We start from the raw sequence: 26,329 nt of genomic DNA, 5'->3' as shown, positions 1-26,329 counted from the left end.
TTGGGAGGTCAGCGCGGATGTTAGCGTCCAAACCAGACAAGCGCTACGGCCTCAGCCCGCCGAACGAATACGCTCCACCAACCGCGCCTGCAACGCCTCAAGCTCCTGCGGATCGGCCTTCCCCTGCCCGTGGACGCCAGGCGCCTGGCCCTCCCAGCGTGGAATGATGTGCACATGGATGTGATAGACCGTCTGCCCGGCCGGTGCGCCGTTGAACTGGGCGATCTGCACGCCGTCCGGCTGCAATTCGTCAACGATGACGCGGGTCAGGCGCTGCACGGCTGACATCAACGTGCCGAGAACCGCGGGTTCCACTTCGAGAATGTTGCGAGCCTGGGATGCCTTGGGAATCACCAGCACATGGCCGCGCGACTGAGGGAAAATATCCAGGAAGGCCAATACATCGGCGTCCTCGTAAATCTTGTAGGCGGGTGCTTCACCGCGAAGAATCATCGCGAAGATATTCTGCGAATTATATTGGCCGTTCAAACTCATGGTTGCTCCTTGGACCGTGCTTGTTTGTTTAATGTCAGCGCTATCTTCAGCTGTAATTCGCTTTCTGAAAACGGCTTGTGCAAAACCGGACTTTGCGCAAACTCCTCGGGCAGGCCGCTCGCGCCGTATCCGGTGCTGAACAGGAACGGAACCCCACGTCCACGCAGGATTTCAGCCACCGGGAAGACCCGTTCCCCGGCGAGATTGACGTCCAGGATCGCCAGGTCGACTTGCGCCGTACCCGCCTTCTCCCGTGCCAGGGCGAGCCGTGGCACGGACGCCACCACTGTGCATCCCAGGTCCTCAAGCATTTCCTCGATCAACATCGCGACCGTGCCTTCGTCCTCCACGAGCAGGACCCTGATACCCGCAAAAAGGGTCATGCCGAATGCTCAGTGACCATGAACGAGAAGCGACAGAGAACGCCCTCTGGGGCATAGGTCAGCACGAATATCCCACCCAGGTCGCGCTCGATGCAGCGCTTCATCAAACGCGATCCCAGCCCTTCACGTTCCGGTGGTGACACTAGAGGCCCGCCCTGCTCACGCCAATCCAAGGTCAACAAGTTTCCGTTCGATTGCGCCTGGACGTTCCAATTCACCGAAAGCCTGCCTGTCTCGACGGACATCGCGCCGTACTTGAGGGCGTTGATTGCCAGTTCGTTGAGGGTCATCGTGAGGCTGAGCGCTACGCGGGTATCGACATCAATGGCATCGCCTTCGATCGTGACACGGCCGGGCTCGGCGCCGAATATCGGCAGCAGTACTTCCTGGGCCAGCGACGCCAGGGGCGTCTGTCCCCAATGCCGCCTCGTCAGGAGATCGTGGGCGCGCGACAAGGCGAGCAGGCGTGCCTCGAAGCGGTTGTAGCCCTCCTTGGCGCTTTCCGCGTTGCGTGAGGTTTGGGCCGCCAGGGATTGCACGGTGGCCAGGGTGTTCTTGACCCGATGGTTGAGCTCGTCGATCAGGGTTTTCTGCCGGTCTTCGGCCTGCTTGCGCTCGGTGATGTCCACCAACATGTTGATCGCGCCCACCAGGTTGCCCTCGGCATCGTGCAGCGGCGTCGGGTATGGTGTGAACGGCACGCGACTGCCGTCGGGACGCTCCGCGATGGCCTCGACCCCGCGTATCGGTCGGTTTTCCTTCAGGGCGACGGCCATCGGGCATTGGTCGTGGGGCAGGAAGCTTCCGTCGGTGTTGAACAATTTCCAGGTCACGCACCACAGGTCGCCCAATTGAGGCGTGCGCCCCGACAACTCGATAGCCGCCCGGTTGAAAAAAGTGATGCGTCCTTGGGCGTCGGTGGTGTAGACCGCCGCCGGCAATGCCTCGAGCAGATTGCGCATGTGCCGTTCGCTTTCACGGACCTGGTTTTCCATCCGCCGCGCCAGCGTGACGTCCTGGAGTACCCGCACGCCATAGCGGAACCCGCCATGCGTATCCCGCACGGAGGAGCTGTGGATGTCCAGGTAGACGGTCTCGCCATCAGGCTTGAAGGCACGCTTGCGCAGCACGTAATGGTCCAGCTCGCCCGCCACCTGACGTGCATAAAGGGCCGCGTCCTGGTCGTGGCTGTCGGTGTGGGTGTAGTCCAGGAACGTCATGTCCAGCAGTTCTTCGCGGGAGCGACCGAGCATGTTGCAGAGGGCGTCGTTCACCCGCAGCAGTCGGCCGTTCGCCCCCGCCTCGGCGATGCCAATCGTTGCCGCTTCGTACGTCGCGGACAACCGATCATCGCTCTCCTGGCGCGCCGCCTCGGCCAGGTGGACACAGGTCATGTCAACCGTGAAGCAGCGCGTATTGAAGAGCTTGCCGTCCTCGAACCGGCCATTGGAGGTGATGGTGACGTACTTGATCGAACCGTCCTTGGCCTTCAATCGCGCGGGATAACTTTCCAGGCACTCGCCACCGCTCAATTTGCCCAGGATGTCGCCAATCACCGGCTCATCGACATGAAAATCAGCGATGGGCCGGCCAATGTATTCGTCCGCCGAATACCCCAGCAGGGCCAATTCGGCCTTGTTGGCACGCAGGATGATGCCGTCGCCACTGACGATGTGCAGGCCGACGGCGCTGTTTTCGAAGAAGTCTTCCAGGTCGGCATTCTTGCGCCGCAGCTCTTGCTCCAGGGCGTGGTGCGCCGAGACGTCCTGGAAACAGTTGATTGCCCCTTGAATGATTCCATGACCATCTTTCAAGGCGCGGATGTTGACCAGTGCCACGATCCGCGTTCCGTCCGGACGCTCGATGAGCACTTCCTGGTTACGCGTCGCCGCGCCGTCTTCAAGCGCCGAGGCCATCGGGCAATCTTCGAACGCCAGCGGCGTACCGTCGGGCAGGTAGAGACGATAGGAACCGCAAAACCGGTCGCCGCCCTCACCCACTATTGGCGTGCGTCCCCACAGGGTTGCTGCCTCGCTGTTGTAGCGGACCAGCCAACCCTGGCGGTCGCAGAGATACACCGCGCCGGGAATCGCATCGAGCGCGTTGGCCCCCATTGACACGAGACTTTCGTACTCGCTCGGCGTGCGCGTCTCCAGGGGAAACGCTTCAATATTCGACATTACTGATCCTCAATCCGCCTGGCTGGATGCCTGCTACACAGCGCTTGCGGTCAAAATCCGAGGCGCGATCCCGGCCCGGATAAATCCTTTCATACGCCGGCGCGGATTTTTTCATGCAGCTGCAATGGATTCTAGATCCCTATCCAACCCGCGAGTTCAGGAAAATTCGACGGCACCTCCGCTGACATCAGAACCCGAACAATGCACGCGGTGTTTCGACCATCAGCGCACGCATGAGCGGACCCGCACACTCCAACGCCCGCAACTGTTGCATCACGGTATCGAAGCCGACGCTGGCCTCATGTTGTGTATGGGGCCAGTCACTGCCCCATACCAGACGCTGGCGGCCGAAATTCTGCTCAAGCAAGGCCAGTGCGGCGCGGGCAAATTCCAGGTTCCGCCGGTCCGTCCCCGCCAGCCGATAGATGCCCGAGACCTTCACCCATACGTGTCCGCCGAGCCCCAGCGCCAACAACTCGGCAAAACCCGGTTGGTCGATGCCCAGACGCGCATCCGGGCGACCGAAATGGTCGATGACCACCTGCACGCCAAACGGGATCAACTGACGAATCAAGCTTGGCAGCTCCGCCACCGGGGCATGCAATTCCACATGCCAGCCCAATGTCGCGAGATGGCCAAGCAATTCCTTCCAGGCGGCTTCGCGAAAATCGGGCAAGGCCTTGCCCATCAGGTTCAAGCGAACGCCGACCACCCCCAGCCGGGCCATGTGCTCCAGCGTAGCGCGGCCGATACCCGGCTCCACCACCACAACCCCGCGCAACTGCTCCGGCGCTTGTCGTAGGGCGGCCAGCAGGTAGCGGTTATCCGTGCCGAGAAAGCTCGGCTGCACCAACACGCCGTGGCTGAGGCCGTGGGTTTGCAAGTGGTCCAGGTATTGCCCGAGCGTGGCGTCGTAGTCCGGTGTGTAGCGCCGCACCGCCGCCCACTCCAGTTCCCGGCTGAACACATGAGCGTGGCAATCGATGCCGGTAACCGGCGTCTTGGTGAGATCAACCATGAGTCTTCATCTAGCGTAAATAAGAAATAATCAGGCCCGGGCGCGCTCGCCGCCGGGTGCCAGGTCGGACGCCGCAGGCGCAGTGGCTTCCAGGCTCCGGCCTCGGGTTTCCGGCAGGCACAGCGCCGCAAGCACCGCCACGCCGTAGGCAATGCCGGCGTCGATGCCAATGGCCGAGCCCAGGGACATCGAGTCGCTCATGTGGCCGACCAGGAACGGGAACACTGCCGACAGCACCCGGCCGAAGTTGTAGCAGAAACCGACGCCGGCACCGCGTACGTCCGCCGGGTACAGCTCATTGAAGAACGCCCCGAGACTCGCCGGGATACCCGCCGCGAAGAAGCCCAGCGGAAAGCCCAGGAAGAGCATCTGGGTATTGCTCAGCGGCATGAACACGTAGCACTGCACGGTGATCACGCAGCACAACGCGAAGAGCAAGATGTTCTTGCGTCGGCCGATGCGATCGATCAACAAGCCACTGACCACGCAACCGCACCAGAAGGCAAAGATGATCACCGCCAGGTAGCCACCCGAGTTAAGCACCGACAGATTGCGCTCGGTCTTGAGGAAGGTCGGCAGCCAAGTCATCACCGCGTGATAGCCACCGTGGGCGCCCAGCCCGAGCAATCCACCGAACAACGTGACACGAATCAACTCGGGACGAAAGATGCCGGCCAGGGACTTGAAGAAACTCTGCGGGATGGCCTGTTCCTTTTGCAGGCGCTGGAAGCTGTCCGGCTCCTCGACGTTGCGGCGCACCCAGATGATCAGGAACGACGGCAGCAGGCCGACGATGAACATCACCCGCCAGGCCATATCCTGCGGTACGAAAGAATAGATCAGCGTAAAGACCCCGACCGCCAGTCCCCAGCCCACCGCCCAGGCACTCTGGACCGTGCCCATGACCTTGCCGCGGTATTTCGGGTTGATGGTCTCGGCCATCAACACCGCGCCGGCGGCCCACTCGCCACCGATGCCGAAGCCCTGCAAGGCCTTGACGATCAATAGTTGGTGGAAGCCGGTGACGAACGCCGACAGGAAGGTGAAGAAGGAAAACCACAAGATCATCCATTGCAGCGTGCGCACCCGACCATAGCGATCGGACAAGGTGCCGCCGACCCAACCGCCCAGGGCCGAAGTGACCAGCGTGACGCCGCTGATCAATCCGGCATCGCCCTTGGACAAGGCGAACGCGGCAATCAGCGCCGGTATCGCCAGGCCGAACATCTGGACTTCCAGCGCGTCGAGCGACCATCCGCCGAAACACGCCCAAAACGTTTTACGCTCCCGCGAAGTGATTTGGCGATACCAGCTGAACATGATTTTTATCCTTATAAATGGAACGAAAGGCAGCCGAGCGCGTACCGTGCCGCTGCAAGGCCAGTCAGGAACAACAAAACGACAAGGCCAGCGACGACCGACTGGTCGCCGCAGGATCCGCTAGCCCGCCAAGGTCAGCGGATCTCGACGCTGTAGCGGAAATGCTCGGCATGCCCGCGGGAACGGCGCCACTCCAGCGGGTTGCCGGCGTAATCCCGCGCCAGGCGCTCGATCACCACCACCGGGCTGTTCACCGGGACCTGCAACAAACGGGCGTACACCTCGTTGACCGACTCGGCGGTGAGCGTTTCTTGCGCGTAGGCCACGACCTGCCCGCAGGTTTCTTCATAGATCGGATAAAGCAGCGGGCCTTTCTGGCTCAGGTCGATCTCCAGGAGCGCCTGGAACCGACTGCGTGGCAGCCAGATCTCCTCGGCCAACACCGGCACCACCTCCAGCAGACGCAGCCGGACAATGCGGATCACCGGCGCGTCCACCGGCAATCCCAGTGCCTGAGCCACCGCCGAAGGCGCGGCCACAGGTTCTACCGACAAGATCCGGCTCTCCGGAACCCGGCGTTCACCGGAGGCGGATTGAAAACGGAAAAAGCGGAACAGCGACGACTGGAACTGCGGCCGGCGAATGAAGGTACCGCGCCCTTGCTGGCGCTCCAGGATGCCCTCGGCGACCAACGCATCGATCGCCTTGCGCACCGTCCCGGTGGACAGCGCGTATTCGGCTGAAAGCGCCGCCTCGGTAGGAATCGCCTCCCCCGGACGCCAGCGATTGTTGGCGATCTGCTCGGCCAACTGGTCGCGCAAACGTTGGTAGAGCGGCAGGCGGGTATCGCTGGGCAGTGGGTTCATAAGATTTTGGCCTTTTTATATAGTCATCTATATGAATATTGGCGGCGAGTATTTGCCTCGCTTCGACGATTGTCAAGAATGTGGGGGTGGCTGAGGTGATAAACGGCGCTGTTGCGACGCTTGCGCCAATGTCGCGGCCAAGGGTGGCTGGAGAATAGCCACCCCAGGTGCCCCATCCTGGATAGCTGCGCTGTGGCTGTCGACAATGGGTGTCGCCTGAATTGAGAAAAACAAGCACGGCTGCGTTGCTCTTCTATGCTTGCCCCAACCAAAGGAGCTTCGCCATGGCCGAGATCGAACCGCGACTTCTACAGGTGCAGGCCCTCAAGGCCGCTTGCTCGAACTGCAGCGTGCTTGAACTGTGCCTGCCTATTGGCCTGACCGGCGGTGAGGTCGAACGCCTCGCGTGACCTGCGATTTACCTCACCTTCAGCCCACCCCAAGGCATGCGGCCAGCGCGGCAAGGCGCTCGCTCAGATCTCCACGGTGTCGCGGTACCTCGTATCGTTTGCACCAGGGCCGTTTCCTCAGACCGCCAGGACACTGCACTGCGCCTGGTACAGGATGTGTTCTGTCGTGCTGCCCAACAGCCCAAACGAATCTTTGTGCTGGGATCTGCCCATGACAATCACATCAACGTCATGCTCCAAGGCAAACTCGCTGAGCGCCGACACCGGGTGCCCCAGTAGAAAGTGCCGGCGTTCGGCAGGCACGCCGAACAGGTTGGCCAGTTCGAGTAAGGTTTTCTCCAGTCTTCGCCGCAATTCCTTGCTGAGCTGCGACAGCGCCAGGCCGCCGCCGCCCACATCGCTCAGGTAGACCGAGGACACCTCAGCGGCGTAAACCAGATGCAACTCGGCGTCACATTGCAGCGCCAAGCCCAGAGCCTGGCGAATGACCCGGTCGTTGAGCCCGCTGTTCTGTGCAAACGCACTGGAAGGGTCTACCGCCGCGACCACCTTGCGCGGCAAGGCGTGACCGGCTGCGCCGACCATGTACAACGCAATGGGGCACTCGCGTAGCAGATGCCAATCCAGCGGCGTGAAGAACGCGCGCTTGAGCAGGGATTCATGCTGGACCTGCTTGATCAGCAAGTCCGGCTGGAAACGTACGACATGTTCCAGAACCTGCTCGCGCATGTCGTCCACCCATGCCATCTCCGTGGTGACGCCCAGGCCTCGACGGCGCATTTTGTCGGCCTCTCCCTCCAGCCAATCACTTTGGTCCTGGAAATATTGCTGCCGCGCAGTTTCACGATGCCCCTCCTCAAGCAAAGACAAGATATCCAGCGAAGGAATCAATGCAGTGATGTGCAGGTGTGCCTCGCTGGCTGCCGCCAGGGCGGCGGCGTGATGAAGCGCGGCGGAGTGTCGTTGCGCCGGGTTGAGGATCAACAACAAGCGTTGGTACTGGCTCATGATGAAATCTCCAGGTCCGGACTCGAACGCCACCTATTGGCGCTCGATGCCGGGATTTGGGAACGACCGCCATGGCCTGGGGTTTATCCCCTGACCGCCAAAAGACTGCCCGGCAATGCATAGAGCGCCCGCTCCGTGGTGCTGCCAATCAACCGCTCCAGGCCGACGCGGTGCGCGGTTCCCATCACCATCACGTCAGCCTCGATCTCGTCGACGAACTCATGGATAACTGGCACAGGCAGGCCAAGGATGAAATGTCGACGCTCGGCCGGCACGCCACAGCGCTCGGCCAGGTTGATAAACGCCATGTGCAATGACTCACGCAAATCATCGGCAAACTCGTCATCCCAGGCGCCAGCCAACAACGCGGTATCGCCATTGACTGCAGGCGACAGGTCGCAGGCATATAACAGATGCAACGCGGCGTCACATTGTCCGGCCAGCATGGTGGCGGTTTGCACGATTCGTTCGTTCAAGGCACTGGCATGAGGATCCGAGGGATCAACCGCGGCCACCACCCGACGTGGCAAGCCATGCTCCGCCTGGTTGACCAGCAGCACCGGTACCGTGCATTCGCGCAGCAGATGACAATCGAGCGGTGTGATGAAGACACGCTTGAGCAATGGTTCAAAGGTCACGTCCTTGATCAACAGGTCAGGTTTGAACTGCTCGACATGGCGAAGAATGTCGAGCAGCGGGTGCGTGGTCCAGACCACCTCGGTATCCACTTGCAACCCCTCCTCCCTGAGCATTGTCGCTTCCTCCACCATCCAGCGCCGATAACGATGCAAATATCCCTGGATGGTCACCTCGTCGTTTTTTGCGCCCCACAGATGTGTGCGAGGCGGCGGTTGGACAAACACGCACAGGCGCAACACCGCCCCGCTGGCACGGGCCAGGGCGCAGGCCCTGCGCATGGCTGCGGAGGGATGCAAATCGGGCTCGACGATCAATAGCAGACGCTGGTACTGGCCCATCGCACACCTCCACCGGTTTGTTCAATTCATCTGCGACTCCCTTTGCAGCGTGCGCCCGGCGATGCCCCCTGCAGTTTGATCTGAATCAACTACAGCGCAATCAACGGGCGGCTACGCAGGGACTGATCCAGATCAGAATCGATTGCCGCCAAAGGCGTAGAACAGAGATGAATGCGTAGGTTTGCCGAACCGTACGCTCATACCCGATGGAGGCCTCCATGCTCACAGTCAAGGACCACAACAAACGCGCCGCCGCGCTGTATGCCAGCATCAGTGGCAAGCACTGGATCCAGGCGCTGAAAGACGGCCGGCACGTACTGATCAGGCTGCTGCGGGAAGAGGATCGCCAGCGCGAATATGACTTCATCAAGCGCCTCTCGCCCGAGTCGCGGCACATGCGTTTCCTATCACAAATCAACGAGCCCGGAGCAGCCCTGCTCGATCATTTGATGGATGTCGACTGCAAGACGCGACTGGCCTACGTTGCCTTAGTCCATGACAATGGCCAATTGATCGAAATCGGCGTCAGTCGCTACTGCGCCACCTCTGAACATGAATGCGAGTGCGCCGTGACCGTTGCCGATCACTGGCAGCATTTAGGATTGGGGACATTGTTGATGGAGCATCTGATCGCCGCAGCTCGAAAAAATGGCTATCGCCAGATGTATTCCATCGATGCCGCCAGCAACGCCCCCATGCGGGACCTGGCCCACAGCCTGGGGTTCGAAACCCGCAGCGACCCCGACGACACTCGACAGGTCATCCATCGTCTTTATATTTAGCCGCGACATTGCGCGGGTGCCGCATCGCGGTCCCGCGCAAGGGTTTACCGCCACGCCTGCGGCTTGATCGCCCAGCCGCTGTAAGACGCCCGCTGCGGAGTGCAGAAGACCCGTTTCATCGCCGGCTTCGGCTACGCATCCTCGATGATCAACGCCAGCGGCCATTCGGTCATCATTCAGCGTGGCAGGTTCGGCAGTAGTAGCCCCGCCCAGATCGCCAGCGTCATCAATACCTGGCCAGGAATCACATACCCGGCAAACCGCCTTCCACCGCTGAGCCAGGCAACCAGGCATTTGCTCACCGAGTTGCTGCTCATTGCCATCAAGAGCGGCATGGCGGCGTCATCGAAGGGCAATAGCCCGGACTTGGCCAGGGAAGCCATGGAAGCCGTAGACGCATGGGCGTCGGCCAACCCGCTGAAAGTGGCAGTCACGATCATGCCAACCCGCCCGAATTCGTCGAGCATTGCCGACGACAGAACGGTGAGTGAGGTCATCGCCACGACCACCGTCAACGCCAGTTTCAGGCTGAAGGCCCCGCCGTGCTGGATCGCCTCCTCGACCCGCACCCTGGGTCGAGCAAACAACAGCGCGCCGGCATAGACCGACACCGTCAGCAACCCGCACAGCAGCGGCCAACCTATCCAACGCAGCAAGCCAGGTTCCACCGCTCCAACGATTAACGCGATTTGCGCGAGGGTCGCCACGTTGGCCAACAGGGCGGCCGCGCTCAGCATTTTCACATTGGCCGGTTCCTTCGCGGCGAGGTGCCCCATGGCCGCGACGGTCATCGTCGCGGAGGCAAACCCCGACGCAATGGCGCCTAGAGCGTAGCCATAGCGAGTGCCAAGGGTGCGAACCGCAACGTGCCCCAGGCCGCCCACCGCCATCAACATGACCGTCAGGGAGCACAGGGTGCGAAGGTTGATGGCGTTGTAAGGCCCCAGGTAACGATCCGGGGCAAGCGGCAATATGACCAAAGCGGCGATCAACAGCATCAGGCCATCGCGCAACTCAACAGCGGTCAATTGGCTGCGAGCAAAGTGATGCAGCACTTGGCGGCTGGCCAGCAGCCCCGACATCACTACGCCTATCGCGGTGGCCAAGGCCGGAGCGCTGACGCACAGGGCGCCCAACACCAACACCGCAAACAACGCCACCTCGCTGGTGATGCCAGGATCCTTGTCGAGGTTTTTCCAATACGCCAGGGTGACCAGTGCGCCCAACGCCAGCGCGACGAACCCCAATAATAAAGGGCCACCGGCCCGGATCGTGGCGTACCCCAATAGCGAGGTAATCGCAAACGTGCGCAGGCCGGCAGAATCGCGCCTGTCCCCTTCCCCCTTGCGCCGCTCCCGCTCAAGGCCCACCAACAGGCCGATTCCCAGCGCCGCGCCGGCGTTGACAAAGCCCAGGGCTTCGGTCATGGCCGTGGTGCTACGGCGACACGTGAGCAGGCGTTCGCAGGGGCGCCGCTTGCACTATATGTGCGCCATTCATGCGCGTGACCATGCCTTGTGGCCAGACATGGGGGGCGTCGATTCGAGCCTGCAACGTCCTGGTAAACAACAGCGCGTCATCAACGTTCTTGAAGCCCACGCACCAGTCATCCAAATGCACCAGGCAGCGCGTTCCTGGCTGCTGCTCTTCGAGCCGAATAATCATGACCAACCTCTCATCACGGGTGAGCTTGGATTTGAGGAACAAGCACCAGCCTGCACCCGATTGAACCGGGCGGATTGACCATGATCAATGTTTCGCTGTGGCGCATTCGACATCGAGGTCGATCCGGCGCTTTCAAGAGTGTTTGACGCAAGTCAAGTTACCAAGGCTCAGCGCGCCCATGATCGATACCAAGTCAATGCCCGCGCGGACGTCGTACCGCGCCGGCAGGTCCTTGCCCAGGAGGTATGTCATGTCCATGCAATCTCGCTTGATGCTGGTGGTTTCGCCACTGATGGAACACAACCCCGCGTTTGACCGGGCCGCCGCACTTGCCCAGGCCGAAGGCGCCGCGTTGCACATCGTTGCTTTTGATTATCTGGAAGGCCTGGCCACGGCCGGGCTGGTGAATGAGCAGGCGCTGGAACAGATGCGCCTGGGCTACATCGAACGCCATCGCGACTGGCTGGAAGAGAAAGCCAGGCCCCTGCGCAAGCTCGGCATTCAGGTCACGACTGAAGTGACGTGGGTCGAGCGTCCCCTGCAGGAAATCCTGGTGCACCTAAAGGAAACGCCGATGGAGGCGCTGATCAAGACGGTGGATCCCGAATCCTGGTTCTCGCGCCTGATGTTCACGCCGCTGGACGTGCACTTGTTGCGCGAGTGCAACGTGCCATTGCACTTCGTCAACAAAGTGGCCCATGCGCGCCCGCGCAAGATCCTCGCGGCCATCGACCCGTTCCATCGCGACGGCCGCTACCAAGGCCTCAATGACCGGATCCTGGGTGAAGCCAACAAACTGGCGGCGAGCTGCGATGCGGAACTGGAAGTCATCTACGCCTACGATCTTTCCTCCATCACTGCCTCCGAATACGGCTTTGGCAGCGGCTCGACCTTCTTCTCATCCACGCTGGCCCGACAGCTCTACGAGTCCCAGGGCGAGGCATTCGACGCCTTGGCTGAACGCAACGGCATCGCCCCGGAACAACGACGCATGATCATGGGCGATCCGGCAAGGGTGCTCGCCAGTTACGCCGGAGCCCATGACATCGACGTCATCGTCATGGGACGCGTGCGCCATAGCGGCCTGGACAAACTGATCGGCAGCACCGTGGAAAGCCTGCTGTACAAGATGCCGTGCAGCCTGTGGTTGATTGCGCCGCAGCAGACTGATTGAGAGCGCCACGAAGGTCGGCGGAGCAACGGTTCCGACCGCCTGGGAACGCCGCCGATAAGCCGCAGGCCCGATAGCCACCATTTCCTGCCCCAGCAAGGACAATGAGCCATGAACGCGTCCCGATTCGCCGCCCTCGCCCTGACCGCCGTGCTTTTCCCCTCGCTGAGCATTTGCCGCTTGCTTTACGGGCCGGCCATCAGGCAGCTTGCAAACGATTAGTGGTTGCCGGAGGACGGTGATGGATCTTGATTGGCTCAACTTCACGCCATGGTCATCCCTGGTCGGCGGTATGTTGATCGGCCTGGCTGCCAGCCTGTTCGTGGTCGCCAACGGCCGGATCGCCGGCATCAGCGGCCTGCTTGGCAGCCTCCTGCAGCGTGGCGGCGAGGGGCTTGGGGAAAAGGCCTTGTTTCTGTTGGGCTTGCTCGTCGCGCCGCTGTTGTGGGGGATGTTTGCGACGTTGCCGCCGATCGAATTCCAAAGTGGAGGGTTCGGCCTCGCTGTCGCGGGCCTGTTGGTGGGTGTCGGTACCCGTTACGGTTCGGGCTGTACCAGCGGCCACGGCGTCTGCGGCCTGTCACGCCTTTCACCGCGCTCGATGGTTGCCACGGCGTGTTTCATGCTCAGCGGTTTTGCGACTGTGTTTGTCCTGCGTCACCTGATGGGATTTTGAACATGCGCAAACTGACGGCATTCATCGCCGGCCTGCTCTTCGGCCTCGGCCTGCTCCTGGCGGGCATGGCCAACCCGAAAAAAGTGTTGGGTTTCCTGGACCTTGCCGGGACCTGGGATCCATCCCTGGCGCTGGTGATGATCGGCGCGATTGGCACCGCCATTGCCCCGCTGGCATGGGCGCGCCAACGCACTCATTCCGTGCTGGGCAACCCGATGCAACTACCGGCCAAGCGTGAATTGGACCGGCGGCTGATTGGCGGGAGCCTGGTGTTCGGCATCGGCTGGGGCATCGCCGGTATCTGTCCTGGCCCTGCTGTCGCCATTCTGCTGACCGGGCATTGGCAAATCCTGGTGTTCATGGGGGCGATGCTGGCCGGGATGCTGGTGTTCAACGCGCTGGAAAATCGCCAGGGCCAACGGACCTGAATCGCAGATAGGCTGCCTCGCGCTCAACAGCGACCTATCTCCAACGTCGCGGACAACCCGCCTTCAGGGCGATTTTCCAAACGGACCTGACCGCCCAGGCGATCGGCGATCGTGCGCACGATGGTCAGGCCCAACCCCGCGCCCTGGTCATTGCCACGGCTGTAGAACCGCTCGAAGAGCCGTTCACGTTCGGCCTCGTCGATGCCCGGCCCTTGATCTTCAACGGACAGCTCGTAATGGTCGCCCTTCTTGACCAATCGCACGGTAATCGTGCCGTTCGCGGGCGAAAAATTCGCGGCATTGGTCACCAGGTTGTTCAAGGCGATATCGATGGCCACCGGATCGATACGAACAGGCCCGACGTTATCGCTGACGTCCAGCACCGGCTCGAGCCCCTTGCTCAATAACCACGGCGTCATCTGCACCAGGCTTTCACGCACCGTGGCCGGCAGATCGATGGGAACCGCCGCATCGGCAGTCGCCTGCGGTTCAAGCCGCGCCATGGTGAGCAGTTGGTTGACCAGGCGCGTGGTGCGATCGACACCGGCGACCAGATGTTCCAAGGACTCGCGGCGGCTTTGCTCGCTCCCTGCCTCCATCAGGTTCTGCGCATGCACGCGGAGCACGGCCAAGGGCGTGCGCATCTCATGGGCAGCATCGGCGATGAAACGTCGCTCACGGCCCATCACTTCCTGGATCTGCGCCAACACCCGGTTGAGCGCCGCTTGCATGGGTTCGAGCTCCGTCGGCAGTGGCATCAACTGCAAAGGTTCCAGGGAGCCCGGATGCCGGGCGCGCAGCTTGGCCGCCATGTCCACCAACGGCTTGAGGCCCCAGCCGATCGCCAGCCAGATCACCGCGGCCAGGATCACGCTGCCGATCAGGTTGGGCACAACGGTGTGACGCACGATCCGATCGACCAGGTCGGCACGCACGTCGTCGCGTTCACCGACCCAGATCTTCAAGCCGTATTGCGCGTCGTCAAGGACGAATGCCCGCCACCGGCGGTTCTTCTGGTCCACGACCTCACTGAAACCGGGGGCACCCGGAGGTGAGGTGAACGACGGTGCGCTGGACGTATGGACCAGCACCGAACCCTGGGCATTCCAGACCTGGAAAGCGATCTTGCTTTCGTAGGGATGCCCATCGACCCTGGGCGCCGCCTGTCCCAGGGCTGAATTGAACGCCTGGTACAACTGCGCGTGTTCCTGGCTCGCCATCGGCATGCGCATGACGCCTTGCAGCAGCCGGGCGTTCTGCGCCAACTGGGCATCGTAGACCTCGGCGATTTCATGATTGCTGTCATGCAGGTTGAAGACAGTGATGATCAATAGCCCAAGGAACAACAGGCCGAGAATCAGCGTGAGGGTACGCCGCCGGATCGAGCTCATCGGCGCTCCTCCACCAGATAACCGACACCCCGGAGGGTGCGGATCAAGTCGGTGGAGAATTTCTTGCGCAGGTGATGGATGTGCACTTCCAGGGTGTTGCTTTCGGCTTCCTCGCTCCAGCCGTAGAGCAGTTGCATCAGATGGTCACGGGTCATGACCCGGCCCGGCGGCGAGAGCAGCTCATGGAGCAGTTGATATTCCTTGGGCGTCAGCGCCACCGGCTTGCCTTGGTAACTGACTTGCTGGGTCACCGGGTTGAGGCTGATGCCGGCATGCTCGATCAACGCCTGGGCGCGTCCGGCACTGCGGCGCAACAAGGCCCTGAGCCGGGCCTTGAGTTCCGCCAGGTCGAAAGGCTTGACCAGGTAATCGTCGGCGCCGGCATCCAGCCCGGCGATGCGGTCTTCGGTGGCGTCGCGCGCCGTGAGGATCAGCACCGGCAGGTTGGAGCCGCTGTCGCGCAAGCGCCGCAGCACTTGCAGCCCGTCCATCCGCGGCAGGCCGAGATCAAGTACCGCCAGGTCAAAGGCTTCGCTGAGCAGTGAATGCAATGCGCTGCCGCCGTCCTGCACCCAATCGACGGTATAGCCCTCACGTACCAGCGCCTGGCGGATGCCTTCGCCCAACGCCACGTCGTCTTCGATCAGTAATAAACGCAACGCACGCTCCCCGTCAGTTCAGCCGTTTGTTCACATCCACCAGTAAAGCGTCGATTTCCTTGCGGCGCCCGGCATCGGCTGTTTCCCGGCCTGGCCTCGGCGCGGCCTGCAAGGTTTTTTCAAGCGCCACCTTGGCTTCGCTGTAGCGCTTCTGACGGTAGAGGTGATCGCCCCAGAAGTACAGGCTGTCGATGCCGTTGGGGTTGAGTTGCAAAGCCTGCTTGAGCATTTGCTCGGCCTTGTCCGAATCACCGAAGCCCAGGGGCCAGCCCGGTACCCGGTCGTAAAGTGCGCCGAGGCTGGTATAAGCCGAACCTTGCAGTGCCTTGGGATCGAGGGCCAAGGCTTTTTCCAGGTCGCCCTTGGCGTCCTTGACCTTGCCAAGGGCACCGATGCCACCCTTGGCGCCGGCCCAACTGCTGTTGACGATGCCAGACCAGATCCACGCCTCGGCCACGGATTGGCGTTGCTGTGTGAATGCCGACGCCTGGGTGGCGAGTTGTTCGAACGCTTCGGCGCGCTGACCTTCGGGCAACTCGTATTGGATGTGCGCCCAGCGCTGCTGGATGTCACTGAGGCGTTGCTGGTCAGCCGCTTCCAGCGCCCAGACGCTTTGGCTCAAGGCGCCGATCAACAGGCAAGCGAGGATTTTTTTCATGGCTTGAGGTGCTCGTTCTCGGGTTTGTGACTGAGGCGACGAACCAGCGGCAGTTGCTTGCGCAGGCCACGGTCCACCAGGTTGGGCAGCAGGCTGTTGAGGCCGACGAAGAAGCGTTCGGGCCAGCCCAGATAGAGCTCGCGACGGTCGCCGATAATCGCGTGGATCACCGCTGACGCGACGGTCTGCGGGTCGTCGACGTTGGCCTTGAGCGCACGGTTGAGCGCGTCGGCCGCCGGGCTGTTCATCGAGGTGCGGGTGGCCCGTGGCGCCACGTAGAGCACGCCGACACGGGTATCGGCCAACTCCCGGCGCAAGGCTTCGGAAAACCCGCGCAAGGCAAACTTGCTGGCGCAATAACTGGCATAGCCGGGATAACCGATGGAGCCGTAGGTCGAGCCGACGTTGACGACCATGGCGCTGTCCGCTTGTTTGAGCAGCGGGAGCAGCAGCTTGGTCAGGCAGATCGGCGCGCTGATGTTCACCGCCAGCATGGCAGTGATCTCACTGTCGTCGAGTTGTTCGAGCATGGCGAAGTGATTCACGCCGGCGGCGTTGATCAACAGGTTGATGCCGCCGATGGCTTCGGCGGCGGCCAGCACCTTGCGTCGATCGGCCAGGAAAGTCAGGTCGGCGCCGATCCAGCACAAGTGCCGGGGATAGCGTTCGATCAGGGGCAGCAAGGCTTCGTTGTGCCTGGCCACGGCCAACACCCGCGCACCGCTGGCGCACAGGGCAGTGGCGATCGCCAGGCCGATCCCGCCACTGGCCCCGGTCAGCACCACACGGGCATCACACAGGCGCATGTTCAGACTCCCCATGGTGAGGCAGGCCCCGGAACATGTCGGTGTACAAGCGGTACACCACTTTGGAGGCGTGGATCACCGCCGCCTGGTCCGCCGGATCGTCCAGCCTGTTCATCAAGCCGCGGTAGGTCTGCATGTGCTCGATGTCCAGCGAACCGTGGGAGCTGAGGTAGCTGAACGCCGTCGCGGGCAGTTCCAGGCGCTGGCGGATGCTGTCGGCGGCATGGGTCGCCAGGGCAATGCTGGTGCCTTCGAGCACGTTGACCATGCCGAACAGGCCAACCGGGTTGCCTCGGGCGATCAGGTCATACAGGTAGCTGACCATCAATTCGATGGGCAGCGACGGCTGACCGTTGCGCACCGCGTCCTTGTCGCCACCGCACGCGGCGATGTCATCCAGCACCCATTGCTCGTGGCCGTATTCTTCCTCGATGTACTCGCAGACAGCCTTGCGCAGCCATTCCAGGTGCGTGGGCAGGCGCGCTCCGCACGCCATCATCAACGGCACGGTGTGACGGACGTGGTAATAAGCCTGGATCAGGAAGCTGCGGTAGCTCCCCAGGCTGACCTGGCCCGCCAGGGCGTCACGGATGATCGGCAGATTGAACAGTGTCTGGCGTTCCTGGCGGGTGGCTTCTTGCAGGGTGTCGAAAAAACTCATGATCAGGATTCCTCGGACTGAACGGGGTCGGTGAGCAGCGCTCGGTACTGCTCGACAATGGCCTCGCGGCGCGGACGGCCGTTGGCGGTGAGCAGGCCATTGGCGGCGCTGAAAGGTTGGTCCAGGCGCGTCCAGCGATGGACCCGGGCGTAATCGGGCAGCGTGTCATTGGCCTTGGCCACAGCCAGCGCAAGCGCCTGGTCGGAGCAGTCGGCACGGTTGGGCCAGAGCAGCGCATGGTTGTGGGGCATGGCTTCGCCATAAACGAAGGCCTGGGCGATGTCGCCGCCCTGGGTGAGTTCGGCTTCAACCCATTCGGGATTGACGTTGCGCCCGAAACTGGTGACGAACTGATGCTTCTTGCGGCCGCGCAGGTAAAGAAACCCGTCCTCGTCGAATTCGCCCAGGTCGCCGCTGGGCCACCACTGGCTGGTGCGCGGCGGCTCACCCAAGTAACCGAGCAGGGTCGAACCCTTGATCAGGACTTCGCCGTCCTCGGCCAGGCGCACCTGCACATGGGGCAACGGCTGGCCGACGCTGCCGGCGCGATGGGCCTGTGGTCGATTCAGGCACACCACCGAGGCGCATTCCGACAATCCATAACCTTCATAGACCGGCAAGCCGAGACGCTGGGCCCTTTGCAGCAGATCGTGGGACACCCGCGCACCGCCCACGGCGGCAAACCGCAGCACATGAGGGTTGAACATCTTCTGCTCGGCAGCCGTGACCAGCAGCAATAACAATTGCGGGACCAGGATCAGGCTCTGCGCACGCCGTTCCGCCAGACAACTCAACAGCCGCGCCGGCTCGACCCCGCTGGCACCCTGGATGCCGAGTGTCTTCTGGCTTGGCAGGCTCACCATTGCACCGGCATACAACGCCGCGTAACAGCCGAGGTTTTCCAGCAGGATGGCCAGGGGCAGCAACGCCAAGTGATGCCTGGCCTCGACCGGTTGGCTGGCCTGCTCCAGTTCCCGGGCCACGCGCAACAAATTTTCGGCGCTCAGGCACACTCCTTTCGGCGTGCCGGTGGTGCCGGAGGTGAACGTCAACTTGGCGGTGCCCGCCGGCATGCGACCTGGGCCGTCGAACGTCCGGCGCCAGAATTCGCCGCTGTGCCGGTAGCCGGCAGCGCGCAACTCGACATCGAACCCGGGCTCGGCGAGCACCCGTTCAGCCTGGCTCTGCTCCAGGCAGTGACGCCGCTGCGCCTGGCTGAAAAACCCGGGCAGGATCACGCAGGTCAGCCCTTCGAACAGCGCCGCAAGGTCCCAGAGGATCGCTTCGATGCCATTGTCCAGGGCCAGGGCGACGACCTGGGCGTTTTCCTCGCGCAGACGTTGCTGACGGTAGACCACTTCAGCGTAAAGCGTCGCGTAGTCGAGCTGCGAACCATCGCCCCACAACGCGATCGCATGCCCCCGCCGCTGCGCATGGCCGCGCAACGTGTTTTTGAAGCGCTCCATTTCAGGCGACATGGCAGGTTTCCCCAAGATGGGTTGGCAGTCCCAGGCGATTGAACAGGCCGGTGTTGCGCAGATGGATGAAGCCGGCGCGAATGTTGCCAACATGGACCCACGGTTGGCTGTCGTAGTAGCGGCCCCAGAGGTGACGCTCCTCGCCGAGGCGCTGCGGATCGGCCGAACACAAGGTCACGGGCTTGAGGCCGAGGCGATGGAAGCTGTTGACCAGGCCGATATTGCCGGTGAACGCGACCCACTCCAGGCCGCCCATGGCCAGCAGATAAGTGATCGCGATGATGCTCAACCGAGCGCTGCCGGTATCGCTGGCGGCCAGGTTGCCCACCTCGATGATGCCGGCACGGTCCACCGGGCGGTCGGCCGCGGCGCTGATCAAGGGTTCGATGGGCTCGTCCAGATAGCGCTCCAGGAACAGCGCCCCTTGCGCGGCGCGGCGTACGCCCGCCACCGCACAGAGCGCTCCACTGGGGTCATCGAGCCCGAACAGCTCCGGCATGAAGTGCCGAATGTCGGCGCCATGGACCTGGCGGAAACGCTGCTGGATAAAAGTTTCGAATTCGCCGCGCCGAGGGTGTGCCGGCAGGCCCCTGTGCAAATGGCGGAGCCCTTGGCCGGCGTCGCCGAAGGCCAGTGGCAAGTGGATGTTCCAATCGAAATCGGGCATGAGCCGACGTTCTCCCCAAGGCTGATGGGGAGGAGTATCGAGCCCGTTTCTTAACGGAGTCTGAAGGGCATCAAGGATTGACCGTCGTGGGCTGCCCATGCCGAGGCAATGCGAGGGAAACCAGGGCGGCCACCACCACGAATGCACTCGACAGCCACAGGCACGCTCCCAATCCGTGCGCCTGGTACACCCAGCCGGACAGCACCGTCCCGGCCAACCGACCGAGGGCGTTGGACATGTAGTAGAAACCCACGTCCAGCGACACACCGTCTTCCTTGGCATACGCCACGATCAAATAGCTGTGCAGCGACGAATTCACCGCGAACAGCGCACCAAAGACCATGAGGCCGCCCAACAGCACCGATTGATGAGACAGCCCCAGCGCGATCACAGCCGGGAGACCCGCCAGCGCAAGCGCCCAGAGGCAAGCGGCGCGTCCATCCGGCACTTGCCCGCGCTTCTTTCCAGTGAGGTTCGGCGCCAGGGACTGCACGATGCCGTAGCCGATGACCCAGGTGGCGAGAAAACCGCCGACTGTCCAGAAATCCCAGCCAAAGACACTGCTCAGGTAAACCGGCAAGGCCACCACGAACCACACGTCCCGGGCGCCGAACAGGAACATCCGCGCCGCTGACAGCACGTTGATCGCCCGACTTTTGGAAAGGATGTCGCGAAACTTTGGCTTGGCTTTCGCCCTGCCCAGGTCTTTTTTCAGCAGGATCAGGCTACCGGCCCAGATCAGCGCCAGCACCGCCGCCATCGCCAGCAACGCCCCTTGGAAACCGAGCACGGCGAGCAGCGCTCCGCCGAGGAAGAAACCAACGCCCTTGAGCGCGTTCTTCGAGCCGGTGAGGATCGCGATCCATCGATAAAGCGTGCCCTGCTGCCCATCCGGCACCAACAGCTTGATCGAGCTCTTGGCGCTCATCTTGTTCAGGTCCTTGGCGATGCCGGACAATGCCTGGGCGCTCATCACCCAGGCGATGGTCAGGAGCGCGGAAGGCACCGTCAGCATCAGCAGCGCTGCAACCTGCAGGCCCAAACCGATGTTCATCGTCCGGTTCAGGCCCAGTCGTGCGCCCAGGTAGCCGCCCAGCAGGTTGGTGATCACGCCAAAGAACTCGTAGAACAGGAACAGCGCGGCAATCTGCAAAGGGCTGTAGCCCAACGCGTGGAAGTGCAGCACGACCAGCATGCGCAGGGCGCCATCGGTCAAGGTGAACGCCCAGTAATTGCCCGTGACGAGCAAGTACTGCCGCACTTCGGGCGCAAGGGTCGACAAGATTTTCATCGCGGCTCCTCAGCCCGCCAGGCCGACCATCCGGGCCAGTTCGACGGTACGGTTGGCGTAGCCCCATTCGTTGTCGTACCAGGCATAGAGTTTGACCTGGGTGCCGTTGATGACCAGGGTCGACAGCGCATCGATGATCGAGGAACGCGGATCGGTGCGGTAGTCGATGGACACCAGTGGTCGCTCTTCGAAACCGAGAATGCCCTTGAGCTCGCCTTCGGCGGCGTCCTTGAGCAAGCGGTTCACTTCCTCGACCGTGGTGGCGCGCTCGACCTCGAAGACGCAATCGGTCAGCGACGCATTGGCCAACGGCACGCGCACGGCATGGCCGTTGAGGCGTCCGCGCAGCTCCGGGAAGATCTCGGCGATGGCGGTGGCCGAGCCGGTGCTGGTGGGAATCAGGCTCATGCCCGAGGCCCGGGCGCGGCGCAGGTCCTTGTGCGGCTGGTCAAGAATGCTCTGGGTATTGGTCAGGTCATGAATGGTGGTGATCGAGCCGTGACGAATACCGAGTTTTTCGTGGATCACCTTCACCACGGGCGCCAGGCAATTGGTGGTGCACGAAGCGGCAGTGACGATGCGATGCTGTTCTGGCTTGAACAGTTGGTGGTTGACGCCCATGACGATGTTCAACGCGCCCGGCTCTTTCACCGGGGCGCTGACCACCACGCGCTTCACGCCTTGGTCCAGATAAGCCTGGAGCACCGCGACGGTTTTCATCTTGCCGCTGGCCTCGATCACCACGTCGCAACCCGACCAGTCGGTGTCGGTGATCGCCTTGTTGGCGGTGACGTTGATCCGCTGGCCGTCGATGACCAGCTTGTCGCCCTCGGCGTCGGCCTGACGGTGCCAGCGACCGTGCACCGAATCGAAGTTGAGCAGATGGGCGTGGGTCGCCGCGTCGCCCGCCGGATCATTGATCTGCACGAATTCGAACTCAGGCCAGCCCCAGGCCGCACGCAGGGCAAGGCGCCCGATGCGGCCGAAACCGTTGATGCCGATTTTGATAGTCATGGTAGGGGCTCATAGAGGGTGGCGCGAATATAGGGTTTTCCGCATACGAGCGAAAGACCCTCTTTTTGTCGAGCATCTTTACCGGCGCATAACCTCGTGGCGAGGGGATTTATCCCCGCTGGGCTGCGAAGCGGCCCTGATGGTGACAGCCTGATGCCTCAGAAAAACTGCTTGAAGGGCTGCTGTGCAGCCCAACGGGGATAAATCCCCTCGCCACGGATAACCGTTAATCTTGTGAATGGCTGTGCCCTCAAGTCACGCTCGTAGTACAGTCTCCACCCGATGTCAGAACCCATTTCGAAAGACGTGACGCCAACAGAACTCCGTTCGAACCGAGCCTCGCCTCACGTCATTCACCAGCCGCAGCGGTCACAGCATGATTGAAATCACCGAAGTCTCCATCGCCCAGCTCCGGGCAGCGCTCGAATCCGGCCAGACCACGGCGGTCGAATTGGTCCACGCCTACCTGGCCAGGATCGATGCCTACGACGGCCCCGAAACGCCCACCGCGCTCAACGCCGTGGTGGTTCGCAACCCCGCTGCACTGGAAGAAGCCAAGGCCTCCGATGCCCGTCGCGCCGCGGGCCAGACCTTGGGTCCACTCGACGGCATTCCCTACACGGCCAAGGACAGTTATCTGGTGAAGGGCCTGACCGCCGCCTCCGGCAGCCCGGCCTTCAAGGACCTGATCGCCTATCGCGACGCCTTCACCATCGAGCGGCTGCGCGCCGCCGGGGCCATCTGCCTGGGCAAGACCAACATGCCACCGATGGCGAACGGCGGCATGCAGCGCGGCGTGTATGGCCGCGCCGAAAGCCCGTACAACGCCGCCTACCTCACGGCGCCTTTCGCCTCGGGCTCTTCGAACGGTGCGGGCACCGCCACCGCCGCCAGCTTCGCCGCCTTCGGCCTGGCTGAAGAAACCTGGTCCAGCGGACGCGGCCCGGCCTCGAACAATGGCTTGTGTGCCTATACGCCGTCGCGCGGGGTGATCTCGGTGCGTGGCAACTGGCCACTGACACCGACCATGGACGTCGTCGTGCCCTACGCCAGGACCATGGCCGACCTGCTCGAAGTGCTGGACGTGGTGGTGGCAAACGACCCTGAGACCCGAGGCGACCTGTGGCGCCTGCAACCCTGGGTGCCGATTCCTCCCGTCGATTCGGTTCGTCCCGCCTCCTATCCAAGCCTTGCCGCCAAACCGGAAACGCTGGCGGGCGTGCGCCTGGGCGTTCCGCGCATGTACATCAACGCCGATCCCGAGGCGGGCACCGCTGAGAAACCTGGCATCGGTGGCCCGACGGGGCAGCGCATCATCACGCGCCCCTCGGTGATTGCCCTGTGGGAAGCCGCACGCAAGGCCCTGGAGGCCCGAGGCGGCGAAGTGATCGAGGTGGATTTCCCGCTGGTGTCCAACTGCGAGGGCGACCGTCCCGGCGCGCCGACCGTATTCACCCGTGGCTTGGTGTCCAAGGAATTCCTGCACCATGAGTTGTGGGACCTGTCGGCCTGGGCGTTCGATGACTTCCTGCGGGCCAACGGCGATCCGAAACTCAATCGCCTGGCGGACGTCGACGGACCGCTGATCTTCCCCCACGACCCCGGTACCCTGCCCAACCGCGAGGACGACCTGGCCGCCGGCATGGACGAGTACGTGAAGATGGCCCAGCGCGGCATCACGCCGTGGGACCAGATCCCCACCCTGCCCGAGGGCTTGCGCGGCCTCGAAGAAACCCGCCGGATTGATCTGGAGGATTGGATGGCACGGCTGGGCCTGGATGCGGTGATCTTCCCCACCGTGGCGGATGTCGGGCCAGCGGATGCGGACGTCAACCCAGCGTCCGCCGACATCGCCTGGAGCAACGGGGTCTGGGTCGCCAATGGCAACCTCGCCATCCGCCACCTGGGCGTGCCCACCGTCACCGTGCCGATGGGCGTCATGGCGGACATCGGCATGCCCGTCGGCTTGACGTTCGCCGGCCGGGCCTATGACGACTCGAAACTGTTGCAACTGGCTTCGGCCTTCGAGTCGCTGGGATCGAAACGGATGACTCCGCCGCGGACGCCGCCGTTGTCGCCAGCACCGTCAGCACAATCCCGACCTTGAAACATACCCTGTAGGAGCTGGCGAAGCCTCGGGCCGCGTTCGGACGATCTTTTGATCCAAAGATCGCAGCCTCGCTTCGCTCGGCAGCTCCTACGGGGACGAACGCACGCTTATTCGAACCGCCCCACCGCCAGCCGACCGATCTCTGGCCGCGCATACAGAAACCCCTGCATCAGCTCGATGCCCAGCGCCAGCAGCGCGGCGCTTTCTTCCGGCGTCTCGACGCCCTCGGCGATGACGGTAATCCCCAACCGATTGGCGACCAGGAGGATCCCATCGACGATGGCCTGTTTGACCGGGTCCTGGTCGATGCCTCGGGTCAACGCCATGTCGATCTTCAGCACTTGGGGTTGGAACAGTGCCAGCAGGTTCAGCCCGGAGTAGCCGGAACCGAAATCGTCGATGGCGGTGGTAAAACCCTGGCGTTCGTACTCCTGGAAAATCGATTTGAGATGGTCGGGATCATCGACCCGTTCGCCTTCCGTGACTTCGAACATGAGCCGGTTCGACGGGAAATTGCTTTGACGCGCTGCCTCCAACGTCGCCCGTATGCAGGTCTCGGCCCGATACACGGCGTTGGGCAGGAAATTGATGCTGAGCAGGCAATCGGGAATGTCCAGGATCCCCAGCCGCGCGGCCTCTTCGATCGCTTTCACACGGCAAGCCTGGTCGAATCGGTAACGGTTGCTGTCGTTCACAAGCCCGAGGATATGGGCTGCCGATTCGCCGTTCACGCCCCGGACCAACGCCTCATAGGCAAACGCGGACCGCGTGCGGACATTGAAGATGGGCTGGAATGCCATGGTGAAATCGAACCCCAGCGCCTCATGGTCGCGGCATTCAGCGCAACCAAGGGACCGGAAGGTTGGAGAGGATGAAGGTGGGGTCATGATCATGTTCCGTCGCGGCAGCGGGCGTCCCTGTGAAGCAGAAACTATAGGCAATACCCTTTGAGTCGGCACGGGCCCCGCTTTCTGGAGTGCCGTCAGGCCCGTTGATCGTGTGACCGCTGTCGCAAATCAAATGCTTATTCGATCATCGGCACCTTCGCTGCCCGCTGGTAAGGCCCGTATTCGACGGGCACCCATTGGAAATGCTTGTCCACCGCGGTGATGTGGCCCACGCCCGGAAACGGCAGGTGCGCCGCCGCGACCCAGGTCTTGCTGGTCGCCGCGTCCTTGAACACCTTGGCGCGGCTCTTGATCGCCTGCTGATTGTCGACGTCGAAACGAATCGACACCTCGGGGTGTTCGAACTGCACCGCCAGGTTATGCACCAGGTCCCCCATGAACAGGATGCTCTGGCCATTGGACGTGAAGCGATAAGTGGTACTGCCCGGGGTATGCCCGGCCTCGAGCTGGACATCGACGCCAGGCACCGGTGCCTGACCATTGGCAAACGTCTTGAAGCGACCGGCCGCGACGTAGGGCGCGGTGGAATCCTGGGCGATCTTGAAGAACTCGCGGGCACCGGCGGGCGCCTTGGCCAGCGCTTGTGGATCGAGCCAGTAGTCGGCTTCGGCCTTAGCCGTGTAGACCGTAGCGTTGGCGAATATCGGTTGTTGCTTGTCATCCACCAGGCCACAGACGTGGTCCAGGTGCAAATGGGTCAGCAGGATGGCGTCGACCTGCTCCGGGCGATAGCCAGCGGCACGCATGTTGGCCGAGAGCATGCCCGCGGTGGCGCCGATGCATTGGCCGGCGCCAGTGTCCACCAGGATCAGTTGCTTGCCGGTATTGACCAGGAACGCATTGAACGCGGTCTGTACGCCGGGCGTTTCAATCGAGCGGCGGGCCAGCAACGCACGGACCTGATCCTGGGTCATCCCCTGGAGCAGCTTGGGCGACAGATCGTTATAGCCGTCGAACAGCGCCGTCACTTCGTAATCGCCCACCGCCAACCGGTAGTAGCCGGGCACCTGGGTGCCCTGGAGTGGCGCCTGGGCCATGGCGACGGCGGATGCCAATGCCAATGCCAGGCCTGCCCCGCGTAATGTGCGCACCAGAGATCGTTTCATCATTTCACCTTGAGCAAGTCAGCAAACGGCCACCCTTCCGGCAGCCAGACGGTGCCGATCATGCACGCGCCTGCCCCTGGGAAATTGCAGCCATGTGCTGACTTGCGGCCCGACGACGCCGAGGTGAAACGCAATTAACAACGTTTAACTCGCACGCCTACGCGACCTCACCAAGAATGCCTCTTCGTTCAGACTTTTTTG

General features: G+C 62.5%; 26 protein-coding genes and 1 pseudogene. 6 read left to right on the top strand and 21 right to left on the bottom strand.

The window, feature by feature from the left end; translation table 11 throughout:
- Window positions 1-51: 51 nt before the first annotated feature.
- The 6 genes from KSS97_RS14140 to KSS97_RS14115 form a co-directional block, all read right to left on the bottom strand.
- Window positions 52-495: an HIT family protein gene (locus KSS97_RS14140; protein ID WP_217859331.1), complete on the bottom strand. Its 444-nt coding sequence runs from the start codon at window positions 493-495 to the stop codon at window positions 52-54.
- Window positions 492-878 carry a response regulator gene (locus KSS97_RS14135; RefSeq protein ID WP_198797329.1) on the bottom strand — a complete coding sequence of 129 codons (387 nt, stop codon included), beginning with the start codon at window positions 876-878 and terminating at the stop codon, window positions 492-494. Before KSS97_RS14135 ends, KSS97_RS14140 begins: the two co-directional genes overlap by 4 nt.
- Window positions 875-3,058, bottom strand: a complete 2,184-nt coding sequence (locus KSS97_RS14130; RefSeq protein WP_217859329.1) for a PAS domain-containing sensor histidine kinase — start codon at window positions 3,056-3,058, stop codon at window positions 875-877. The genes KSS97_RS14135 and KSS97_RS14130 overlap by 4 nt, the downstream gene beginning before the upstream one ends.
- A gap of 187 nt (window positions 3,059-3,245) precedes the next feature.
- Entirely contained in the window at window positions 3,246-4,076 is an 831-nt protein-coding gene (locus tag KSS97_RS14125) for an amidohydrolase family protein (RefSeq protein WP_030138750.1), read from the bottom strand.
- A gap of 30 nt (window positions 4,077-4,106) precedes the next feature.
- On the bottom strand, window positions 4,107-5,396 hold the full coding sequence (locus KSS97_RS14120; protein WP_217859327.1) for an MFS transporter: 1,290 nt from the start codon (window positions 5,394-5,396) through the stop codon (window positions 4,107-4,109).
- Between the two features lie 134 nt (window positions 5,397-5,530).
- Window positions 5,531-6,262 carry a GntR family transcriptional regulator gene (locus tag KSS97_RS14115; protein WP_217859325.1) on the bottom strand — a complete coding sequence of 244 codons (732 nt, stop codon included), beginning with the start codon at window positions 6,260-6,262 and terminating at the stop codon, window positions 5,531-5,533.
- A gap of 284 nt (window positions 6,263-6,546) precedes the next feature.
- Between KSS97_RS14115 and KSS97_RS14110 the strand changes: the two are divergent.
- A pseudogene (locus KSS97_RS14110) lies at window positions 6,547-6,666 on the top strand (Crp/Fnr family transcriptional regulator); the annotation flags it as partial.
- A 123-nt stretch (window positions 6,667-6,789) separates the two neighbouring features.
- On the opposite strand, the gene KSS97_RS14105 reads toward KSS97_RS14110, so the two are convergent.
- On the bottom strand, window positions 6,790-7,680 hold the full coding sequence (locus KSS97_RS14105; protein WP_030138747.1) for a universal stress protein: 891 nt from the start codon (window positions 7,678-7,680) through the stop codon (window positions 6,790-6,792).
- 83 nt (window positions 7,681-7,763) lie between these two features.
- Window positions 7,764-8,657, bottom strand: coding sequence for a universal stress protein (locus KSS97_RS14100; RefSeq protein ID WP_198797324.1), 894 nt, complete (start codon window positions 8,655-8,657; stop codon window positions 7,764-7,766).
- 218 nt (window positions 8,658-8,875) lie between these two features.
- Between KSS97_RS14100 and KSS97_RS14095 the strand changes: the two genes are divergently transcribed.
- Complete coding sequence (locus tag KSS97_RS14095) at window positions 8,876-9,439, top strand: GNAT family N-acetyltransferase (protein WP_217861945.1); 564 nt, start codon at window positions 8,876-8,878, stop codon at window positions 9,437-9,439.
- Between the two features lie 176 nt (window positions 9,440-9,615).
- Here KSS97_RS14095 and KSS97_RS14090 read toward each other — a convergent pair whose 3' ends face one another.
- Complete coding sequence (locus KSS97_RS14090) at window positions 9,616-10,866, bottom strand: MgtC/SapB family protein (RefSeq protein ID WP_217861944.1); 1,251 nt, start codon at window positions 10,864-10,866, stop codon at window positions 9,616-9,618.
- Window positions 10,867-10,876: 10 nt separating this feature from the next.
- On the bottom strand, window positions 10,877-11,104 hold the full coding sequence (locus KSS97_RS14085) for a hypothetical protein (protein ID WP_033864430.1): 228 nt from the start codon (window positions 11,102-11,104) through the stop codon (window positions 10,877-10,879).
- Window positions 11,105-11,354: 250 nt separating this feature from the next.
- On the opposite strand from KSS97_RS14085, the gene KSS97_RS14080 reads away from it, so the two are divergent.
- The 3 genes from KSS97_RS14080 to KSS97_RS14070 all read left to right on the top strand — a co-directional run bounded on the left by KSS97_RS14080 (window position 11,355) and on the right by KSS97_RS14070 (window position 13,379).
- Window positions 11,355-12,278, top strand: coding sequence for a universal stress protein (locus KSS97_RS14080; RefSeq protein ID WP_198797321.1), 924 nt, complete (start codon window positions 11,355-11,357; stop codon window positions 12,276-12,278).
- Window positions 12,279-12,516: 238 nt separating this feature from the next.
- Window positions 12,517-12,951: a YeeE/YedE family protein gene (locus KSS97_RS14075; RefSeq protein WP_217861943.1), complete on the top strand. Its 435-nt coding sequence runs from the start codon at window positions 12,517-12,519 to the stop codon at window positions 12,949-12,951.
- 2 nt (window positions 12,952-12,953) lie between these two features.
- Window positions 12,954-13,379 carry a DUF6691 family protein gene (locus KSS97_RS14070; protein WP_198797319.1) on the top strand — a complete coding sequence of 142 codons (426 nt, stop codon included), beginning with the start codon at window positions 12,954-12,956 and terminating at the stop codon, window positions 13,377-13,379.
- A 23-nt stretch (window positions 13,380-13,402) separates the two neighbouring features.
- On the opposite strand, the gene KSS97_RS14065 is transcribed toward KSS97_RS14070, so the two are convergent.
- The 9 genes from KSS97_RS14065 to KSS97_RS14025 form a co-directional block, all read right to left on the bottom strand.
- Complete coding sequence (locus KSS97_RS14065) at window positions 13,403-14,770, bottom strand: sensor histidine kinase (RefSeq protein WP_217861942.1); 1,368 nt, start codon at window positions 14,768-14,770, stop codon at window positions 13,403-13,405.
- Window positions 14,767-15,429, bottom strand: coding sequence for a response regulator (locus tag KSS97_RS14060; RefSeq protein ID WP_030138739.1), 663 nt, complete (start codon window positions 15,427-15,429; stop codon window positions 14,767-14,769). Before KSS97_RS14060 ends, KSS97_RS14065 begins: the two co-directional genes overlap by 4 nt.
- A 13-nt stretch (window positions 15,430-15,442) precedes the next feature.
- Window positions 15,443-16,087: a tetratricopeptide repeat protein gene (locus tag KSS97_RS14055; protein ID WP_217861941.1), complete on the bottom strand. Its 645-nt coding sequence runs from the start codon at window positions 16,085-16,087 to the stop codon at window positions 15,443-15,445.
- Window positions 16,084-16,893, bottom strand: a complete 810-nt coding sequence (locus tag KSS97_RS14050; protein WP_030138737.1) for an SDR family oxidoreductase — start codon at window positions 16,891-16,893, stop codon at window positions 16,084-16,086. Before KSS97_RS14050 ends, KSS97_RS14055 begins: the two co-directional genes overlap by 4 nt.
- On the bottom strand, window positions 16,880-17,554 hold the full coding sequence (locus KSS97_RS14045; protein ID WP_198797316.1) for an iron-containing redox enzyme family protein: 675 nt from the start codon (window positions 17,552-17,554) through the stop codon (window positions 16,880-16,882). Before KSS97_RS14045 ends, KSS97_RS14050 begins: the two co-directional genes overlap by 14 nt.
- Window positions 17,555-17,556: 2 nt before the next feature.
- Entirely contained in the window at window positions 17,557-19,032 is a 1,476-nt protein-coding gene (locus tag KSS97_RS14040) for an AMP-binding protein (RefSeq protein WP_217861940.1), read from the bottom strand.
- Window positions 19,022-19,699: a thermostable hemolysin gene (locus KSS97_RS14035; protein ID WP_217861939.1), complete on the bottom strand. Its 678-nt coding sequence runs from the start codon at window positions 19,697-19,699 to the stop codon at window positions 19,022-19,024. The genes KSS97_RS14040 and KSS97_RS14035 overlap by 11 nt, the downstream gene beginning before the upstream one ends.
- Before the next feature lie 70 nt (window positions 19,700-19,769).
- Entirely contained in the window at window positions 19,770-20,990 is a 1,221-nt protein-coding gene (gene arsJ / locus KSS97_RS14030) for an organoarsenical effux MFS transporter ArsJ (protein WP_217861938.1), read from the bottom strand.
- A gap of 9 nt (window positions 20,991-20,999) precedes the next feature.
- Window positions 21,000-22,004, bottom strand: coding sequence for an ArsJ-associated glyceraldehyde-3-phosphate dehydrogenase (locus KSS97_RS14025; RefSeq protein ID WP_198797312.1), 1,005 nt, complete (start codon window positions 22,002-22,004; stop codon window positions 21,000-21,002).
- Window positions 22,005-22,380: 376 nt separating this feature from the next.
- Between KSS97_RS14025 and KSS97_RS14020 the strand changes: the two genes are divergently transcribed.
- Entirely contained in the window at window positions 22,381-24,111 is a 1,731-nt protein-coding gene (locus tag KSS97_RS14020; protein ID WP_217861937.1) for an amidase, read from the top strand.
- A gap of 110 nt (window positions 24,112-24,221) precedes the next feature.
- Here the strand turns inward: KSS97_RS14020 and KSS97_RS14015 are convergent, their stop codons facing one another.
- Both KSS97_RS14015 and KSS97_RS14010 read right to left on the bottom strand, forming a co-directional pair.
- On the bottom strand, window positions 24,222-25,001 hold the full coding sequence (locus tag KSS97_RS14015) for an EAL domain-containing protein (RefSeq protein ID WP_217861936.1): 780 nt from the start codon (window positions 24,999-25,001) through the stop codon (window positions 24,222-24,224).
- 137 nt (window positions 25,002-25,138) lie between these two features.
- Window positions 25,139-26,128: an MBL fold metallo-hydrolase gene (locus KSS97_RS14010; RefSeq protein ID WP_217861935.1), complete on the bottom strand. Its 990-nt coding sequence runs from the start codon at window positions 26,126-26,128 to the stop codon at window positions 25,139-25,141.
- Window positions 26,129-26,329: the final 201 nt, after the last annotated feature.

Source organism: Pseudomonas alvandae (assembly GCF_019141525.1).
Lineage (GTDB): Bacteria > Pseudomonadota > Gammaproteobacteria > Pseudomonadales > Pseudomonadaceae > Aquipseudomonas > Aquipseudomonas alvandae.
The sequence above is the reverse complement of the archived record's forward strand: the minus strand, read 5'-3'. Positions and strand labels throughout refer to the sequence as shown.